Source organism: Nocardioides candidus (assembly GCF_041321175.1).
Taxonomy (GTDB): domain Bacteria; phylum Actinomycetota; class Actinomycetes; order Propionibacteriales; family Nocardioidaceae; genus Nocardioides.
Window position 1 is genome coordinate 201,327 of sequence record NZ_JBGGWC010000001.1, and the last position, 15,984, is coordinate 217,310.

The window sequence follows — 15,984 nt, forward strand, 5'->3', positions numbered from 1 at the left end:
GGCGTGCTTGAGGCCGACTTGAGCGGCTACTCCAGCGGTCGGTCCAGCGCGGCGGCGACCAGGTCGGGCCTGGCCTCGGCGAGCACGGCGGCACGGTCCTCGACCAGCAGGAAGCCCGCCGCGATCGCGGCATCGGTCGCGGCGGCGTACTCCTTCAGGTAGGCCTCCACCGACGCGTACCGCTCTCGCAGGACCTTCCCCGGCAGGTCGTGCGTCGTGCCGAACAGGCTGCAGAGGATCGGGGCGTCCGGGCTCGGCAGCCCGCTCAGCGCCTGGGCCGGCACCTCCACGCACGGCGTCCGTACGCCGCCGAGGACGTTGCCGACCTCGTCCAGCTCGAACGCGCCCTCGGCCGACGTGGCGAGGACCGGCGCCCGAGGGGGCGCGCCCTCGCCCGACCAGGTCTCGAGCCACCGCAGGGCGGCGCGGAGGACGTAGGCCTGCTGACCGCGGTTGACCGGGTCCGGACAGCCGAGGAGGTCCTCGAGGTCGCCGATCTGCCAGCGGTCGGCGTGGGCGGTGCCGGCGACCTCCCAGGTCCGGAGCAGCGGCCCGTCGGCCTGGCGCGCGTCGACGTAGCGGAACCGGGGGGACAGCACGTCGGTCTCGGTCTCCACCACGATCACCGGCACAGCGAGGTCGTCGCGGATCGGGACCGCCTCGCCGAAGCGGACGGTCTGGAGGTCAACGGGCCCACCCGCGCGTCCGAGGCCGAGCGCGAAGCGGCCACGGCTGTGCACCAGGTAGGCGTCGAAGACGCCGGCGGTGGGAGCGACCTCGTTGAGGTACGTCGTCAGCGCGAACGCCGACTGCGACTCCCCCACCGCGATCCGGCGGTCGACCCGGCGGTCCGCCAGGGGGCCGCCCGGTGCGGACAGCGCCGCGCCCACCTGGCTGAAGATGTCGTAGGCGTAGCCGTCGCCAGGGTGCCGGAGGTCGCCGTAGCGGCCGGGGTCGGTGCCGCGCAGGCCGACCGAGGGATCGCCCCCGATGGACGGCGGCCCCCCGACGACGCCGACGAGCTGGGCGGACACCCCGACCCAGGCATGTCCGCGCCGCACGACCTCCTCGCCGAGGTAGGTGTAGTCGGGCGCGGCATCGGCGCCGCTGCTGACGTTGAGCCACTCGAGCACGGCGACGCCGCTGAAGTGCGCGGGGTCGACGGGCGCGCGGACCACCACGCGGGTGCGGTACGGCGCCGGGTCGGTCGGCACCGCGGCGCCCGCGCCGCTCGCACCCCCTGCAGCCGGCTCGTAGCGGAGCGCGGTGCCGGCGACGGCGTACTCCCGCTCGGCGAAGCCGGCGGCGGCCAGGTCGGGGCCCGGCGAGACGGCAGCCAGCACGGGCGTGCCCGGGGCCAGCGGCGTGAAGGTCGGCGGCATCCCGCCATCATGCCCAGCGACCACCCCGCGCGGGTGGACCGGGCGTCAGGAGGCCTGGTGGCCGGGGCACCACTCGTCCGCGGGCACGACTGCCGCGACCTCGTCGACGTGGTCGCCGCAGCCGGCCCAGGTCGTCTTGCCGCAGGTCCGGCACGGTACGGGGTAGCACACGCCGTGGATGCTAGTCGGCCGCCGACGTATCACCAATGTCGCGCGACGGTCCGGAGGTGGTGACGTGCGCGACTCCTCAGCAGAACCGCGGGTGCGCCCGCCCCGCGATGAGGGGCAGGTCGAGGTAGCTCAGGTGGCCCGGCCGGGCCTCGCAGACGTAGGGCACCGAGCTGACGAGGTGGTTGGCCGTCGCGACGATGCCGGGATTGCGGACCCACCCGTCCTCCGGCGTCGGCGGCTGGAAGCCCCGGATGGTGGTGAACGTGCTCGGGTCGCCGGTGATCTCGACCTCGTAGCGCTCGCCCTCCGGCCCGAACTCCCACGGCGGGTCGAGGTGCTCCTCACCCATCAGCCAGTTGACGGCCAGGCGCGCCACCACCTCGTCGCCGACCACGGCCTCCCACGCGAACCGCTGCGCGGCGACCTGCCCCGGCTCGATGACGCCGATGGGCGTGTCGAGCGGCCGGGTGGCCACGGCGACGGCCTGGTCGGTGCGCACCTCGGCCTCCGCCGGGAAGCCCAGGCCGTCCAGCAGCATCCGGATCGACTGGGTGAAGCCGCCGGTCAGCAGCCCGATCATCGGCCCGCTCATCGCCGCCTCCGGCGTGCCGCCGAAGAGCATGATGTGCCGCACCACGTCCGGGGCGTCGTAGGTCCGGATGTCGGAGAACTCCTCGACCCGCACGTGCGTCACCCGAGCCGTCATCGACGAGAGTACGAGCGGCACGAGCTCGGTGATCCCACCGGGGTCGATCCCGGTGCCGTGGAGGGTGACGCCCGCCTCCTCCGCCGCGCGCGTCATCCGGTCCTCGCCGGGCATCGGGTAGAACCAGCCGACCGGGGTGACCACGTTCTTGCCCGACCGCAGCAGCGCCTCGACGTCGGCCGGGTCGGGCAGCAGCGGCGCGTAGAGCACGCAGTCGGCCTCGAGCGCGAGGATCGCGTCCTTGTCGTCCGTCGCGGTCACGCCGATCGGGTCACGGCCCACCAGCTCGCCGACGTCCCGGCCGGCCTTCTCGGCCGAGTGGACCCAGCACCCCGCCAGCTCGAGCTCGGGGCGCGCGAGCACGCCCTCGATCGCTGCCCGGCCGACGCCGCCGGTGGCCCACTGCACGACGCGGTACGGCGTCCGCTGCCTCTCGCTCACCCGGCGAGACTAGAACAGGTTCTAGCGCGCGGCTACCGGTCGGACAGCACCGACCTGATGCCCGAGGTGTCGAAGCTGGCGGCGAGATCGGCGATCGTCGTGGCGTCCAGGGACGCCCGCCACGCCTGCTCCGCCCGGGCCATCACCACCGAGATCCCGCAGGGACGACGGCACTGCTCGGGCGGGGCGGCGAGGTCGCCCTGCTGGCGGATCTCGGTGCAGCGGAAGGCCGGCTCCGGGCCGTCGACCGCGCGGACGACGTCGAGGACGGTGATCCGCTCGGGCGCCCGCATCAGCACGTAGCCGCCGTCGCGGCCCTCGCTGGGCTGGATGATGCCGGCCTTGGCCAGGGACCCGAGGTGCTTGGCGAGATAGGTGCGCGAGACGCCGTGGAGGTCGGCGAGGCGGGCGCTCGGCACCGGCTGCGCGGCCTGGCTCAGCACGACGCAGCAGTGCAGCGCCCACTCGACGCCGGCGGAGAGCTTCACGCGGTCATTCTCGCAGCCAGTCCTCGAGGGAGGTCGGGGCGATCCACGTGCCCGCGCCGGGCGTGGCGACGAGCGCGGTGTCGTCGAGCTGCGCGCCGAAGTAGCCCGCAGCAGGGTCGGTCACGACCGGGCGGTCGTCGTCGCGCGCGGCGAGCAGTCGCCGTACGGCGTCGTCGATCCCCATCGCCTCCGGTCCCGCGACCTCGACGATCCCGCCGGCCGGGGACCCGGTGACCACCTCGGCGAGGTGGGCGACGACGTCGTGCGACGCGATCGGCTGGATCCGGCCGGGCGTCGCGCGCACCTCGCCATCGACGGTCGCGGCGTCGGCGATGCCGGGCAGGAACTCGAAGAACTGCGTGGAGCGGACGATCGTGAACGGCACCGAGCCGGCCCGCACGCCCTCCTCCTGCGCGAGCTTCGCCCGCATGTAGCCGGAGTCCGTGAGCCGGTCGGCGCCCACGATCGACAAGATCACGTGGTGCCCGACGCCGGCCTCGGCCCCCGCGGCCACGAGATGACGCGTGGAGTCCCGGAAGAAGGCCAGCACGTCGTCGTCCGCCCAGGACGGCGAGTTGGTCAGGTCGACGACGACCTCGGCCCCGGCGACGGCCTCGGCCACGCCCCGACCGGTGGTGGTGTCGATGCCGGCCTCCCGGCCGAGCGCGACGGCGTCGTGGCCGTCCTTCACGAGCCGGTCCCGCAGCTGGGCGCCGATCAGGCCGGCACCGAAGATCACGATACGCATGGGAGTCTCCTTACTTGGACAATGTAAGGAGCAGTTTACTTCGATATCTTATGTCTGAGTCAAGCGTGCGCGAGCCCGCAGCCGGACCGGCACCCGACGATCAGCCTCGCGCGATCCGCCGGAGCCGCCCCCGCGCCGAGGAGTCGGACCCGATCGGCACGACCCTGCTCGCCTTGGCGAGCCCGTGGGGCGGCATGTTGCCGTAGACCGCCTCGTACTCGCCGGCGCGCACCAGGAAGGTCTCGTGCCAGATGCCCGACCTCGCATCCCTGCCCACTCGCTTCCAGTAGTTGCGCCACGCCCGGAGGTGCGGGTCGGAGTCGTCACGGGCGAACCGCTCGAGGTCCTCGAAGGAGCGCCAGTACTGCACGTTCATCGTGAGCCCGTAGGTCTCGTAGCCCAGCAGCCCCTTCTCCGGGTGCTCGGTCAGGTACTTGAGCATGGAGGGCATGCCGCGCATCCCTCCCAGGTCGCGCAGCGACCGGATCGGATGCCGTTTCTCGGGCCGGGCTCCGATGAGGAACACGACGAAGTCGCCCTCGATGTCCGCGCCTCGTCGACCCTGGTTCACCTCCACCATGGGCTCAGTGTGCACCTCGCCGCACGGCGCGTCCCGACGTTGGGAGATCGGGCCGGAGCTCACCAGTCCCGCGCGAGCTCCTTCTCCGACTCCAGCGTCGTGTCGTCGCCATGACCGGTGTGGACCACGGTGTCGCCGGGGAGGTCGAACAGCCGCGCGCGGATCGAGTCCTCGAGCGTCGGGCGGTCGCTGAAGGAGCGCCCGGTCGCGCCGGGACCGCCGTTGAAGAGCGTGTCGCCCGTGAAGACGCAGCCCAGGTCGGGGGCGTAGAGGCAGACCGCACCGGGGGCGTGGCCCGGCGTGTGGAGGACCCGCAGCGTGGTGCCGGCGACGGCGATCTCCTGCCCGTCGGCCAGGTCGACGTCCCAGAGGTACGCCGACACGTCGTCCGGCCCGCCGTGGGTCAGCTCCCACAACGGGCGGTCGTCGGGGTGCAGCAGGATCGGCGCGTGCGTCGCCTCCCGCAGGGCGGGCGCGACCCGGCAGTGATCGTCGTGCGCGTGGGTGAGCACGATCGCGCGCACCCGGCGCCCGCCCACCACGGCGAGGATGTCGTCGACCGAGTGGGGTGCGTCGATCACGACGCACTCCCGGTCGTCGCCGACGACCCAGATGTTGTTGTCGACGTCGAAGGTCTCCCCGTCGAGGCTGAACGTGCCGCTGCTGACCGCGTGGTCGACGCGTGCCGTCACGGGAGCACCACGACCGATCGCAGCACGTCGCCGTGGTGCATCCGCTCGAACGCCGCCTCGACGTCGCCGATGCCGATCTCCTCGGAGACGAACGCGTCGAGGTCGAGCCGGCCCTGCTGGTAGAGGTCGACGAGCATCGGGAAGTCGCGCGTGGGCAGGCAGTCGCCGTACCAGCTGGACTTCAGGGCCCCGCCTCGGCCGAACACGTCGATCAGCGGCAGGTCGGGGACCTTCATGTCCGGTGTCGGCACGCCGACCAGCACCAGCACGCCGGCCAGGTCGCGGGCGTAGAAGCCCTGCCTCCACGTGTCGGGGCGGCCGACCGCCTCGATCACGACATCGGCGCCGTCGGCCCCCTCGTAGGTCTCCGCGCAGATCCGCTTGATCTCCTCGACCGGGTCGGTGGCCGAGGAGTCGACGGTGTGCGTCGCACCCATCCGCTTCGCGGCGTCGAGCTTCTTCGCGTCGATGTCGACGGCGATGATCGGGCTGGCACCGGCCAGCGCCGCGCCCGCGATCGCGGCGACACCGACGCCGCCGCAGCCGATCACCGCTGCACTCCTCCCGCGCGTGAGGGCGCCGGTGTTGATGGCGGCACCGAGCCCGGCCATCACGCCGCAGCCCAGGAGACCGACGGCGGCCGGGCGGGCCGCGGGATCGACCTTCGTGCACTGTCCGGCGGCGACGAGCGTCTTCTCGGCGAACGCACCGATCCCCAGCGCCGGGGACAGCTCGGTGCCGTCGTCGAGCGTCATCCTCTGGGTGGCGTTGTGGGTGTTGAAGCAGTAGTGCAGGTCGCCGCGCCTGCAGGCCCGGCACTCACCGCAGACGGCGCGCCAGTTGAGCACGACGAAGTCGCCCGGCTCGATGCCGGTCACGTCGGGTCCGACCGCCTCGACGATCCCGGAGGCCTCGTGGCCGAGCAGGAAGGGGAAGTCGTCGTTGATCCCGCCCTGGCGGTAGTGGAGGTCGGTGTGGCACACGCCGCAGGCCTGGATCTTGACCACGGCCTCACCGGGTCCGGGGTCCGGCACGTTGATCGTGACCACCTCGACCGGCGCATCCTTCGAACGGGCGATCACGGCTTGCACCTGCTGCACGGGGACTCCTCCGGTGAAGGGACTGTGCTCCCGATTCTGAGGTAGGACGCAAGCCGCGGTCACGCATCGGCCCGCGGCGGTCGGGTACTGGGACCCGCATGGAAGACGACCTCCTCCACTACGCCCGGCGTCTCCTCAGAGACCTCCAGCCGGGAGACCTCGAACAGACGCTGTCGCGCATGACCGCCGCCGCGGTCGAGGTGCTGCCCGACGTGACGATGGCCAGCATCACGATCCGCCACTCCGACGATCGCCTGGAGACCTTCGCGCCGACCGACGACGTGCTCCTGCCCGTCGACGCCGCGCAGTACCAGTTCCGCGAGGGGCCCTGCTACGAGGCGGCGACCGACGAGGCGTACGTCGTGTCCTCCAACCTCGCTGCCGACGACCGCTGGCCGAACTACTCGAAGGTGGCGCTCGCGTCCCACATCCGCGCCCAGGCGGGGATCTCGCTGTTCGACTCCCCGCGCTTCCAGGGCGCCCTCAACCTCTACTCGAGCAAGGTCGGCGCGTTCGCCGACCTCGAGCCGCTCAGCGAGCTGTTCTCCCACCAGGCCGCGGTGGTCATCGGCTACGCGCGCGAGATCTCCGACCTGCGCCAGGCCATGCTCACCCGCCAGCAGATCGGCCAGGCCATCGGGATCGTGATGGAGCGGTACGGCCTCGGCGAGGAGCGGGCGTTCGCCTTCCTCGCGCGGCTCTCGCAGAACCGCAACGAGAAGCTGTACGTCGTCGCGCAGGAGTTCAGGGAGAGCGCGGGCGAGACCGGGAGCGCGGATGTCGAGGGATGACCCACCCGAGCCTGGCCACCTGGGCGTCGACCCCGCCGGCGCTGAAGGACTCGCCATGGAGCCGCTCGGCCCCACGCGCGAGGCGATGGACAGCCTCGACCCGGGCGGCGACCTAGCCCTGCTCGACCGCCTGCAGACGAAGGCCGGCGGCGTGCGCCGGCTCGTGCCGGACTGCGTCGGCCTCAGCGTCACCCTGGTGTCGGAGGACCTGACCTTCACCTTCGTCGCCACCGGGTACGACGTCGCCACCCTCGACGCCGTCCAGTACGTCGACGGCGGCCCGTGCGCCAACGTCGCGAACGACCCCCAGGTGCGGGAGTTCACCAGCCGCGAGCTCTCGGAGCGGGACTGGCAGCTGTTCGCCGACGCGACCTCCGCGGCCGGGGTGGCCAGCACCCTCACGATCCCGCTGCGCGACGGCACGGGACGGGTCACCGGCAGCCTCAACTTCTACGGCGCGAGCGCTCATTGCTTCGACGGCCACCACGACGCCCTCGCCGGCCTCTTCGCCGGCTGGGCCCCTGGGGCGGTCACCAACGCGGACATGTCGTTCGGCACCAGCGAGCGCGCTGTCGGGGCACCCGACAGGATCCGCGCCCAGATGCAGATCGACATCGCGGTCGGCATCATCGCCGCGCGCAGCGCCATGACCACCGACGAGGCGTCGGAGGCGCTGCACAGTGCCGCCGTGCGCGCCGGCGTCGACGCGGCGGACCTGGCCGAGACCGTCGTCCGCACCCGCCGCGGCAAGCGCACCTGACGCACGGCCGGCCACAGCGGCCCCTGTCAGCGCCTCCTGCTCGTCAGCGGGTGTCCTGGTCGCGGTGCGGGTCGGCGTTGGGGCCGGCCTCCGGCTCGGGCTCCTGCGCGTCGCCGCTCTCGCTGTCGGGGTAGCCGGCCGTGGCGTCACCGTCGACGACCGGCGTGTCCGCGTCGTCCGGCTCGAGACGGCCGACCTCCGAGACCTCTCCGGCGTCCTGCTCGGGCTGCTTGTTCGACTCAGTCATCGCACGGCGGTACCCGCAACGACCGCCCCGAGCCAGGGGCAGCCGGCGTAGTCGGACGGGATCGCTGGAGCCGCTGGGACCGGTGTGACTCAGGAGGCGGGTCATCGAGGACTCGCGGGCATCTGCTCCCGTCCGGCTACGAACGGCCCGAGGCACGAAGAAGCCCCCGGCCGACGGCCGGAGGCTTCGATCTGCGCGCCCGTAGGGATTCGAACCCCAAACCTTCTGATCCGTAGGCACATGCGTTCGTGACGCCGGGTCCGCGCTCGTGTTGCGATCTGCCGCTCTACGCGGGCGATCCGGCGCGTTCGTGTTGGTTGCTGCTTCTCACTGCCGGGCCGTCTGTGAGAGGCGTGTGAGGTCTCGCGCGCGCACGCGTGGGAGGCGGCCACCCGCGGACATCTGCGGACGGCTGTATCAGTAGAGAGCACTCTCGTCTCCGCCGATTTCGGCTTGCCCAGGGGGGAGATCCCCGGTCATGTATCGGTAGAGGAACGTTGCGGCCCGGCGCTCGGCGTACTTCTCGTTCGTCGGCTCGCCAGCGTCGTCCAGCTCTAGGTTGTTCACGAAGATCGCGAACAACGTCTCCATCGCGCTCGGCTCATCTCCGAGGATCCTCAAGTAGTGCTCGACATCGGGACGACCTTCCGGCCGACCTCCGTCGAAGAGCGGGTACCCGACGGAACCCCGGCCGACCCATCCGGCGAATCGCCTGATCGCTCCGGACGCTCCGTGGCTGATGCGCGTCGTCATGACCGCAATCTAGATCGCACATCCCCAAGCGCGCGATCCGGTCACGGGGTCGTCTGCTCGGCCCGGTCGCGCAGCTCGGCGGCTAGCGCAGCGGTGCGGGCGCGGTCTGCCGGCGGGCGTCGGCGCACGATGCCGTTGAGGCCGTCGAGCAGGTCGGCGCACTCGTGGAGCACGGCGTGGCTGATCCGATCGCGGGTGGTGGCGGGCACGGTCTCGTCGTTGGTGATCCGCACGAGGTCACCGAGCACGGTGTCCAGGTCGACCAGCGCGTCAGCGACCGCAGCGCGGCCCGCGGCGGTCGGTGGCTTCCGACCAGCTCGACGGGCGATCGCGTCGACCTGCCGGCGGCTGATGCTCATGCCGTGTCCCTGCTCGCGTGGCTGTGGAGCAGGTCGAGCACGTCGCGGAGCCGTTCGCTGGTCACGGTGGTCTCGCGGTGCTGGCGGGCCTCGGCGAGCACGGCGCGGCAGGCGCCCACAGCATCACGGTCGGTGCCCTGGTCGATGATCCGGGCCAGACGCTCGACGGCCTGCGCAGCCTGCGCCACGAGCAGGTCAGCGACCATGCACGCGTTCTCGTCTCGCTGGTCCTGCACGGCGTCGCGAAGCGCGGGGTCGGCAGTGAGTCGTCGTCGTACAGTCCGGCCGCTGATGCCGACCAGCGCGCCGGCCGCGTCGTGGGACAGTCCGGAGGCGAGCGCGACCACGAGGGCGCGTTGCTGCGGGTCGAGCGTGGTCGTGGTGCTCATCGGGCCTCCGACCGCTCGATCACGGCCGACGTGCGCGACGATGCGCCAGCGGCCGCGATACGGGCAGCAGCGGCACGGACGCGGGCCTCACGCTCGCGGACAGCAGCGGGTCGGGTCTGTGGGGCGAGCTGGTGCAGCCGGGCTCGGTCCTCGTCGCCGATGTAGCCGTACCGCTCGGGGTGGCCGGGTGCGTCGGTCGGTGCGCCGTCGGTCAGCTCGCCGTAGAACCGCACGACCGCGGGCAGCGCGAGCGTGACCGGGACGCCGAACAGGTCGGCCAGCACGCGGCGCCGGTGGCGGTCGCTGCCCACGATCCCGCCAGAGGATGCGAGCACGGCCGCGCAGTCCGAGCACAGCGGCCAGCGCACCGCGGGGCCGGTGGTCATCGTGGTCGGCCGGATCTGCCGCGGGCGGTGCCACTGGCACGAGACGTTCACAGAGCAGATTCCGCACACTCCGCGGCGCGAGCGACGCGGCCGGGGAACGCGGTTCGCGTTGCGCTGCACGGTCTCGACTGCCTCGCGGGCCTCGGTCGGGCTGACGTGCTCCCATGGGGTCGCGGCGGGCGCACCGATGCCGACCTGCGCCCAATGCCGGGCGATCGCGGTCGGGGAAGCCTGCTCGATCGGATCGGGCGCGTTGATGCGCTCGTGCGCGACCTGCGCGCGCCAGCGCAGCCGCCGGGCGATCGCACCGAGCAGCAGCGGGTCGTCGGGGTGCTCGACGCCGGCGGCGGTCAGCGCACGGCTGACGAGCTGCACGGCCGTCGCGTTGCGGCAGTCGTCGCAGCGGCGCCAGCGGGCATCGCCGATCAGGGTGCCCGCGCCCACCGACACGCGGAGCACGCCGGTTCCGCAGTCGGGGCAGCGGTCGCCTCCGTCGGTCACGGTGCCTCCGGCACGGTCGGCGCTCGGCGTCGGCGTGGTCGCCGGGCGCTCGGTCGCGGGGTCGCGTCGTCGCAGTCTCATCGGTTCTCCCTTGTGGGTTGGGCCGGTGGGCGTCGTGCCCACGTCGGCAAGCGGTCAGCGCAGCGCGGGCACACTCGGCCCGCTCGGGTGTCGCGGAGCCGTCGGGTCGGAACGTGCCGACTGCACCGGTCGCAGCGCGGTTGATCGGCGGCGCTCACCGGTCGGCACCTTGCTCGGCGCTCTGGTCGAGGAACGCGGCCAGGGCCTCGCGGCCACGGCGTCCGCGGCGGTCAGCGCCGGTCGCGCCGGGGATGCGGGGCAGCCGGGAGCGCGGCGGGTGGCAGCACGTCGAGCAGCAGCGGCAGCGGTTCGGGTCGGTGCCGTTCACGATGCCCTCGGCCTTGCCCGCGTCGCACGCAGCCTTGGTCGTGCCGCAGGTCCAGCACCGTTGCGGCGGCGGGGTCGGGAGCGGCGCCGTGCTCATCGGGTCCGCGCCCGCATCGAGTCGAGGCGCCGGCGCGCAGCTTGCACGCGTGCCCCGCACAGCCCGGCCGGCCACGACCAGCACGGGGCGCCGGCCGCTGCCTCGTGCCGCGTGCACGGCGTCTCGATTACGACCGACCAAGCGACGTGCGGCGGGGTCGTGGTCGGGTGGCTCATCGGTCGGTCTCCTGTCGTTGGTTGAGGGCGTACCCCTGGCAGATGCACGGCGCTCGGCGGCACTCGCCCGACGCGCCGTCACGGGCGTAGTGGTCGCGGCGCGCGTGGCCGCAGATGCATCGGTCTTCGGCGTGCTCGGCGCGGAACGCGGCGAGGTCGAGGTCGGCCACGTCAGATCACCCGCCACGAGCTGGGCCAGCGGAATCCGTCGTCGTCGTCCTCGCGCGCGCGGTCTGTGGTTGCGGTCGCGCCGATGGGCGGTGTCGGTGGTGACGGGTCGGAGCGGACCGGCGGCAGCGTCGTGCTCGACGTGGTGAGCTGCCGACGGGGCGAGGAAGTCGGGTCGTCAATGTCGTCTCCCGACGTACGGTCGGCCGCGCTGATCGCGGCCACGATCGACGCGTAGGTGTCCCGCTGCGGCGCGGGTGCGCCAGGGGTACTTACAGGGGGTGCATCCCGGTCGTTGGAAAGGGAGTAGTGCGTGCACCCGATCTGCGCGCCGATCTGCACCCCTTTCGCATGCTCGACCTGCACCCCTTCTGCGGCGGTCGGTCCGCACTCGGAGCACGGCCACGGGTCGTCCGGGGTCGTGTAGTGGAACACGGTTTGGTGCCCGCGTCCCTGCGCGCGCTGCTGACCCCGATCACCCTTCTCGTGCATCACGAGATAGCCGGCTGCCTCGGCCGTCCGGTACGCGCGGCGGATCGTAGCCTCGTGCTTCCCGGTCACGGCCGCGAGCCGGCGCCGAGAGAACGCGTGCTCGTTGGTGCCCTCGTCGTGGTGGTGACCAGCACCGCGCTCGCTGTGCGTCAGCAGCACGAGCTTGACGCCGGCGGGTAGCCGCGGGTCTCGTCTAACGGCTCGGCGCCAGGTCATGCGCTCGGTCACGCGGTCGACTCCGATCGACGGTCGCGCGCACCGTTGGCGGCCGGGCGCTGTGAGAGCTGGGAGCGTGAGGCTGTGAGAGGTCGGCCCGATTCACGCTCAGAACGTGGGCGTGCATCTGATCGACCGTCAGACCGCGCCGTCGATAAGGGCACGGAGCCTCGCGACGCTGACCACCTTCCGCTTGCCGAGCCGGAGCACGGGCAGGCGCCCGTCGGCGGCCATGGCGTAGATCAGGGATCGGCCGACGCCGAGCACGTCCGCGGCGTTGGCCTTCGTCTCGTGGTGGACCGGGACGACAGCGACGCCGGCTGCCTCCAGCTCGGCGAGGGTCGATCCTCGCGGCAGCTCAGTCCTCGGCTGCGGATCGGTCCGCGTGGTCTCGGGAGGTGTTGCGGTCTGCGTTTCCATGCGTCGATCTAACGACATGTGCCATGGAGTGGCGTATCGTTACTGCTATGAGTCAGCGACACACCGATGCACGGCACTTCGTCGGCCGCGAGGTCACGGCGTGGGAGGCGTGGGGGGTCAGCTGGCAGGTCGAGATCGACTGGATCACCGACGAGAGCGGCAAGGCGGTGCCGGTCCGTCTGGCGCTCAACGGCGCGCCGTACGCGGCGTACGACGATGAGTCGATCCTTGATCTGCCGTGCACAACGGAGCCGATCGGGGTGATCCGCCGCGAGGTGCTAGAGCGGTTGCCCCTGCGCGAGCTGCTCGATCACTCGCGCGAGGTGATGATCACGAGCGGCAAGATCGAGCTGCCGTGCGTCGACCCTGACGCGTTCGTGGACACCAGCACGCACGTCGGTCGCCTGCGTCGCGCGGCGCTACTCCATGCGCAGTACGTCGAGAGCGGGTCGCGCAATCCGTCTCAGGACACCCGCGACGCACTCGACCGCGAGGGCGTGCGGCCGGGCCGGATCGGCAGCAGCGATCCGGCCGACGTAGTGCTGACGGTCGGCCGCGTCCGTACGTGGATCACCGAAGCCAGGAAGCGGGGGCTCTACCCCGGAGAGGAAGGAAGCAAGTGAGGATCACACAACCGAGAGAGGGCGAGCCGATCAGGCTCGTGCCGACCAGCACCGGGCACCGCTATCGGGTGGTCGTGGACACGGCGCCAAAGGGCGCTCCGCGGAAGCAAGTCACGCGCACGTTTGACACGTTGCGCGAGGCGCGCGAGTTCGTGACCGAGACCCGCGAGCGGGTCGCGAAGGGCACCTATTTGGCGCCGTCGAGGGTCACGCTGGGCCAACTGACCGACGACTGGCTGCGCACGCGCAGAGACGTGCGTGAGGTGTCCCTGCGGGGCTATCGCGGCGTGCTCGACCCGATCGTTGGGCACATCGGCGAGCGCACCGTGCAGAGCATCACCCGGCGCGACGTGGAGGCGCTGGTGGAGTGGATGAGCACCGGCGGCGGCGCACGAGGTCGGGGCTGGTCGCAGCGGTCGACGGTGTACGCGCTCGGCGCTCTGCGGCAGGTGCTCGCCTACGGCGTGGCCGACGGTGTGATCGTCGCGAACCCCGCTGAGGGCGTGAAGGCACCGCGGCGGCGCAAGGGTGATCGGCGGTCGGTGTCGGTTTGGGAGCCGGCCGATCTGGTCGCGTTCCGCGAGGTGGCCGACCGCGACGAGTGGGCCGCAGCGTGGAGGCTGACGCTGTGCGGGCTGCGTCGCTCTGAGGTGCTGGGGCTGTCGTGGTCGTGCGTCGATCGCGACTTCGGGACGGTCACGGTCGAGGCGTCACGCGTGGTCGTCGGCAAGGGACGCACGGCGCTGGACGACGCGAAGTCGGAGGCGTCGCACCGGACGGTGCCGGTCGAGCAGATGCACCCCGGCACCATGGCCGTGCTGCGGTCGCTGTCGGCCGCGCAGGCGGCGCACCGGGTCGCAGCTGGGTCGGCGTACGACGCGAGCGGTCTCGTGGTCGTGGACGCGCTGGGGCACGGCGTCTCGCCGGACGCGTACTCGGATCGGTTCCGCGCGCTGTGCGTCGAGGCGGGCGTGCCCACGATCCGGCTGCACGAGGTGCGGCACACGCTCGCGCTGATGCTGCACCGAGCGGGCGAGGCGCCGGCCGACGTGGCTGCGCTGCTCGGTCACACGGTCGCGACGCACCTCGCTCACTACGTCCCTCGGACCGAGCGCGGTGCGGCGTCCGCAGCGAGTCGGTTCGGTGAGGTGCTAGCAGCGGTCCGGTAAGCCGCTGCAAGCACACGCCCGCTGACTGGGAATCTCGGACGTCGCGCATTGCCCGCGCCTACACTCGGGCAATGCGCGACAAGGACGTACGGGACGCGCTCCACGTCCAGCTGCTCGGGGAGCATGCGTCCGAACTCGCTGACACACTGTTCGTGGATGAGCTGGGCCTGTGCGGCGAGGTGCGAGTCGACGTCGCGGTCGTCAACGGATCGCTCTCGGGCTACGAGTTGAAGTCGGCCCGCGACACGCTCAGGCGGCTGCCGACACAGGTTGAGGTCTACTCGCGCGTCTTGGACTACGCGACACTCGTTGTCGCCGAGAACCACGTAGACCACGCGAAGGGCATTCTGCCCGCATGGTGGGGACTCATTGAGGCGAAGGGCGACGTCGGGTCCGTCAGCCTCGTCGGTCGTCGCCACGCAGCCCAGAACCCCGCGGTGGATCCAGAGTCGCTAGCGCAGTTGCTGTGGAGAAGCGAGGCGCTGCGCGAGCTTGAGACCAGGGGACTCGCCGCCGGCGTGCGCAGCAAGCCTCGCGTCGAAATCTGGCGACGACTCGCAACCGAACTTGCGATCGAAGACCTCCGCGCAGTCGTTAGGGCATGCCTCAAGGCGCGCCAAGACTGGCGATCTGCGGCACCGTCTTCGTGATGTGATGGTGAGTCGCGTAACGGCGCCACGCCTCCGGATTCGACCCTGATTGTCCAGCCGCCACCGGTGCCAGCCAGTCTTCGAACGCGCAGTGACCGGCCTCGTACGACGGGTGGGACACAAGCAGGCTCGCCGCAGGCGGCACAGCCATGCCTCCCTGGCTCTTTCCGCCGTGGGCCTTGAAGAGACCGCCCTTTGCGACCAGCCATTCGTTGTCCGTCGTGTATCTCAGGGTTGCTGAGATCTGCATGACGGCCGGATTGATGTCGACACCCAGGCTCGCTCCGTTGACCGCGTAGTCGCCGAACGTCGGCTGCCGCGGCAGCGGAGGCGCTACCGCTCCCGATCGCAGTGCGGCGTAGATGCGCCAGTCGTGTCGGGGGAGAACATGAAGACCCGACCCCGGCGGCATGCTCTCGGGGATCGCTGTCGACGCGACAGTCAGGGAGCGCCAGTCGTTCAGGTATGGGAGCGTCCTCAGCTCGGCCAGCGCGAGTCGGGCGGCCGCCGCACCCACGTCATCACGCATGTCGAGCACCAGATGACACTCAGCGGGGGAAGTGCCGAGATGCGCGAGAAGTTCGTCGATGTCGGCTGGACCCGCGCCGGCAGGCCACTCATCGACCGCCAGGCGAACACACACGTCCGAACCGTCTGCAACAAGACCCTGCGCTGCGTCGAGGTAGGGGTCGGTGCTGATGGTCGAGACAACCGGCGTCAACTCCAACCCCTGCGACGCGGCTTCACCGTGGAACCAGGACAGCGGATGCACGCCACTGGCAAGAGGGCCGTCTCCCAAGTCATTCATGTCGATGAACGCCGGCCGCTTCCAGGAGCCGGCAAGGTCGCTCGGCAGCGCGCTCAGGTGCTCATCGAGCGACTTCTTCGGTTGACCTAGGTCGTAGTCCCAATCAGCCTCGTGGACGACGAGCAGCGGCCGCACCTCGTCACCGATCACCGGGTCCAAGCTCTCAAGCGCCCGACGCTCGCCGCGCTTCGTCAGCAAGATCGGCACGTACTTGTCCGCCCCGAAACCCAACATGCCGGACTGCTCCTATCGCTCACCAACAA

General features: G+C 71.6%; 23 protein-coding genes. 5 read left to right on the forward strand and 18 right to left on the reverse strand.

The window, feature by feature from the left end; translation table 11 throughout:
- Positions 1-26 precede the first annotated feature (26 nt).
- The 8 genes from ACAX67_RS00915 to ACAX67_RS00950 all read right to left on the reverse strand — a co-directional run bounded on the left by ACAX67_RS00915 (position 27) and on the right by ACAX67_RS00950 (position 6,308).
- On the reverse strand, positions 27-1,382 hold the full coding sequence (locus ACAX67_RS00915) for an alpha/beta hydrolase domain-containing protein (protein WP_370701933.1): 1,356 nt from the start codon (positions 1,380-1,382) through the stop codon (positions 27-29).
- A gap of 45 nt (positions 1,383-1,427) precedes the next feature.
- Entirely contained in the window at positions 1,428-1,553 is a 126-nt protein-coding gene (locus ACAX67_RS00920) for a DUF8730 family Cys-rich protein (protein ID WP_370701934.1), read from the reverse strand.
- Positions 1,554-1,629: 76 nt separating this feature from the next.
- A complete protein-coding gene (locus ACAX67_RS00925; RefSeq protein WP_370701935.1) occupies positions 1,630-2,700 on the reverse strand; it encodes an NAD(P)H-dependent amine dehydrogenase family protein in 1,071 nt (356 codons plus the stop codon).
- Between the two features lie 32 nt (positions 2,701-2,732).
- Positions 2,733-3,188 (reverse strand): RrF2 family transcriptional regulator, encoded by a 456-nt coding sequence (locus ACAX67_RS00930; RefSeq protein ID WP_370701936.1) that lies wholly within the window; start codon positions 3,186-3,188, stop codon positions 2,733-2,735.
- A gap of 4 nt (positions 3,189-3,192) precedes the next feature.
- On the reverse strand, positions 3,193-3,936 hold the full coding sequence (locus tag ACAX67_RS00935; RefSeq protein ID WP_370701937.1) for an SDR family oxidoreductase: 744 nt from the start codon (positions 3,934-3,936) through the stop codon (positions 3,193-3,195).
- A 100-nt stretch (positions 3,937-4,036) separates the two neighbouring features.
- Entirely contained in the window at positions 4,037-4,516 is a 480-nt protein-coding gene (locus ACAX67_RS00940) for a DUF4188 domain-containing protein (protein WP_370701938.1), read from the reverse strand.
- Positions 4,517-4,575: 59 nt separating this feature from the next.
- Positions 4,576-5,208, reverse strand: a complete 633-nt coding sequence (locus tag ACAX67_RS00945; RefSeq protein ID WP_370701939.1) for an MBL fold metallo-hydrolase — start codon at positions 5,206-5,208, stop codon at positions 4,576-4,578.
- Complete coding sequence (locus tag ACAX67_RS00950) at positions 5,205-6,308, reverse strand: S-(hydroxymethyl)mycothiol dehydrogenase (protein WP_370701940.1); 1,104 nt, start codon at positions 6,306-6,308, stop codon at positions 5,205-5,207. Before ACAX67_RS00950 ends, ACAX67_RS00945 begins: the two co-directional genes overlap by 4 nt.
- 98 nt (positions 6,309-6,406) lie before the next feature.
- Here ACAX67_RS00950 and ACAX67_RS00955 point away from each other — a divergent pair, with 98 nt between their 5' ends.
- Positions 6,407-7,099, forward strand: a complete 693-nt coding sequence (locus ACAX67_RS00955) for a GAF and ANTAR domain-containing protein (RefSeq protein ID WP_370701941.1) — start codon at positions 6,407-6,409, stop codon at positions 7,097-7,099.
- A gap of 55 nt (positions 7,100-7,154) precedes the next feature.
- Positions 7,155-7,859, forward strand: a complete 705-nt coding sequence (locus ACAX67_RS00960) for an ANTAR domain-containing protein (RefSeq protein ID WP_370701942.1) — start codon at positions 7,155-7,157, stop codon at positions 7,857-7,859.
- A gap of 43 nt (positions 7,860-7,902) precedes the next feature.
- Here ACAX67_RS00960 and ACAX67_RS00965 read toward each other — a convergent pair whose 3' ends face one another.
- The 9 genes from ACAX67_RS00965 to ACAX67_RS01005 form a co-directional block, all read right to left on the reverse strand.
- Positions 7,903-8,106, reverse strand: coding sequence for a hypothetical protein (locus ACAX67_RS00965; protein WP_370701943.1), 204 nt, complete (start codon positions 8,104-8,106; stop codon positions 7,903-7,905).
- Positions 8,107-8,523: 417 nt separating this feature from the next.
- A complete protein-coding gene (locus ACAX67_RS00970; RefSeq protein ID WP_370701944.1) occupies positions 8,524-8,859 on the reverse strand; it encodes a DUF7677 family protein in 336 nt (111 codons plus the stop codon).
- Positions 8,860-8,900: 41 nt separating this feature from the next.
- Entirely contained in the window at positions 8,901-9,218 is a 318-nt protein-coding gene (locus ACAX67_RS00975) for a hypothetical protein (protein ID WP_370701945.1), read from the reverse strand.
- Positions 9,215-9,607: a hypothetical protein gene (locus ACAX67_RS00980; RefSeq protein ID WP_370701946.1), complete on the reverse strand. Its 393-nt coding sequence runs from the start codon at positions 9,605-9,607 to the stop codon at positions 9,215-9,217. The genes ACAX67_RS00975 and ACAX67_RS00980 overlap by 4 nt, the downstream gene beginning before the upstream one ends.
- The gene (locus ACAX67_RS00985; RefSeq protein WP_370701947.1) at positions 9,604-10,575 is read right to left on the reverse strand and encodes a hypothetical protein; all 972 of its coding nucleotides are present in this window, start codon (positions 10,573-10,575) and stop codon (positions 9,604-9,606) included. The genes ACAX67_RS00980 and ACAX67_RS00985 overlap by 4 nt, the downstream gene beginning before the upstream one ends.
- A gap of 154 nt (positions 10,576-10,729) precedes the next feature.
- Positions 10,730-10,999: a hypothetical protein gene (locus tag ACAX67_RS00990; protein ID WP_370701948.1), complete on the reverse strand. Its 270-nt coding sequence runs from the start codon at positions 10,997-10,999 to the stop codon at positions 10,730-10,732.
- A gap of 172 nt (positions 11,000-11,171) precedes the next feature.
- A complete protein-coding gene (locus ACAX67_RS00995) occupies positions 11,172-11,345 on the reverse strand; it encodes a hypothetical protein (RefSeq protein WP_370701949.1) in 174 nt (57 codons plus the stop codon).
- Between the two features lies 1 nt (position 11,346).
- Complete coding sequence (locus ACAX67_RS01000) at positions 11,347-11,904, reverse strand: hypothetical protein (RefSeq protein WP_370701950.1); 558 nt, start codon at positions 11,902-11,904, stop codon at positions 11,347-11,349.
- Between the two features lie 285 nt (positions 11,905-12,189).
- Positions 12,190-12,471 (reverse strand): helix-turn-helix domain-containing protein, encoded by a 282-nt coding sequence (locus ACAX67_RS01005; protein WP_370701951.1) that lies wholly within the window; start codon positions 12,469-12,471, stop codon positions 12,190-12,192.
- 23 nt (positions 12,472-12,494) lie between these two features.
- On the opposite strand from ACAX67_RS01005, the gene ACAX67_RS01010 reads away from it, so the two are divergent.
- The 3 genes from ACAX67_RS01010 to ACAX67_RS01020 all read left to right on the forward strand — a co-directional run bounded on the left by ACAX67_RS01010 (position 12,495) and on the right by ACAX67_RS01020 (position 14,913).
- Positions 12,495-13,094 (forward strand): hypothetical protein, encoded by a 600-nt coding sequence (locus tag ACAX67_RS01010; protein ID WP_370701952.1) that lies wholly within the window; start codon positions 12,495-12,497, stop codon positions 13,092-13,094.
- A gap of 152 nt (positions 13,095-13,246) precedes the next feature.
- The gene (locus ACAX67_RS01015; protein ID WP_370701953.1) at positions 13,247-14,263 is read left to right on the forward strand and encodes a tyrosine-type recombinase/integrase; all 1,017 of its coding nucleotides are present in this window, start codon (positions 13,247-13,249) and stop codon (positions 14,261-14,263) included.
- Positions 14,264-14,334: 71 nt separating this feature from the next.
- Positions 14,335-14,913, forward strand: a complete 579-nt coding sequence (locus tag ACAX67_RS01020) for a sce7726 family protein (protein ID WP_370701954.1) — start codon at positions 14,335-14,337, stop codon at positions 14,911-14,913.
- Here ACAX67_RS01020 and ACAX67_RS01025 read toward each other — a convergent pair.
- Positions 14,870-15,955, reverse strand: a complete 1,086-nt coding sequence (locus tag ACAX67_RS01025) for a beta family protein (protein WP_370701955.1) — start codon at positions 15,953-15,955, stop codon at positions 14,870-14,872. The genes ACAX67_RS01020 and ACAX67_RS01025 overlap by 44 nt on opposite strands.
- Between the last annotated feature and the right edge of the window lie 29 nt (positions 15,956-15,984).

Excerpts from the sequence above, each read along its gene's own strand:
- ACAX67_RS00965 (WP_370701943.1), bottom strand. The coding sequence starts at position 8,106 with ATGACTGAGTCGAACAAGCAGCCCGAGCAGGACGCCGGAGAGGTCTCG.
- ACAX67_RS00935 (WP_370701937.1), bottom strand. The coding sequence starts at position 3,936 with ATGCGTATCGTGATCTTCGGTGCCGGCCTGATCGGCGCCCAGCTGCGG.
- ACAX67_RS01025 (WP_370701955.1), bottom strand. The coding sequence starts at position 15,955 with ATGTTGGGTTTCGGGGCGGACAAGTACGTGCCGATCTTGCTGACGAAG.
- ACAX67_RS01005 (WP_370701951.1), bottom strand. The coding sequence starts at position 12,471 with ATGGAAACGCAGACCGCAACACCTCCCGAGACCACGCGGACCGATCCG.
- ACAX67_RS00955 (WP_370701941.1), top strand. The coding sequence starts at position 6,407 with ATGGAAGACGACCTCCTCCACTACGCCCGGCGTCTCCTCAGAGACCTC.
- ACAX67_RS01020 (WP_370701954.1), top strand. The coding sequence starts at position 14,335 with ATGCGCGACAAGGACGTACGGGACGCGCTCCACGTCCAGCTGCTCGGG.
- ACAX67_RS00940 (WP_370701938.1), bottom strand. The coding sequence starts at position 4,516 with ATGGTGGAGGTGAACCAGGGTCGACGAGGCGCGGACATCGAGGGCGAC.
- ACAX67_RS00970 (WP_370701944.1), bottom strand. The coding sequence starts at position 8,859 with ATGACGACGCGCATCAGCCACGGAGCGTCCGGAGCGATCAGGCGATTC.
- ACAX67_RS00990 (WP_370701948.1), bottom strand. The coding sequence starts at position 10,999 with ATGAGCACGGCGCCGCTCCCGACCCCGCCGCCGCAACGGTGCTGGACC.
- ACAX67_RS00985 (WP_370701947.1), bottom strand. The coding sequence starts at position 10,575 with ATGAGACTGCGACGACGCGACCCCGCGACCGAGCGCCCGGCGACCACG.
- ACAX67_RS00980 (WP_370701946.1), bottom strand. The coding sequence starts at position 9,607 with ATGAGCACCACGACCACGCTCGACCCGCAGCAACGCGCCCTCGTGGTC.
- ACAX67_RS00915 (WP_370701933.1), bottom strand. The coding sequence starts at position 1,382 with ATGCCGCCGACCTTCACGCCGCTGGCCCCGGGCACGCCCGTGCTGGCT.
- ACAX67_RS01010 (WP_370701952.1), top strand. The coding sequence starts at position 12,495 with ATGGAGTGGCGTATCGTTACTGCTATGAGTCAGCGACACACCGATGCA.
- ACAX67_RS00975 (WP_370701945.1), bottom strand. The coding sequence starts at position 9,218 with ATGAGCATCAGCCGCCGGCAGGTCGACGCGATCGCCCGTCGAGCTGGT.
- ACAX67_RS00960 (WP_370701942.1), top strand. The coding sequence starts at position 7,155 with ATGGAGCCGCTCGGCCCCACGCGCGAGGCGATGGACAGCCTCGACCCG.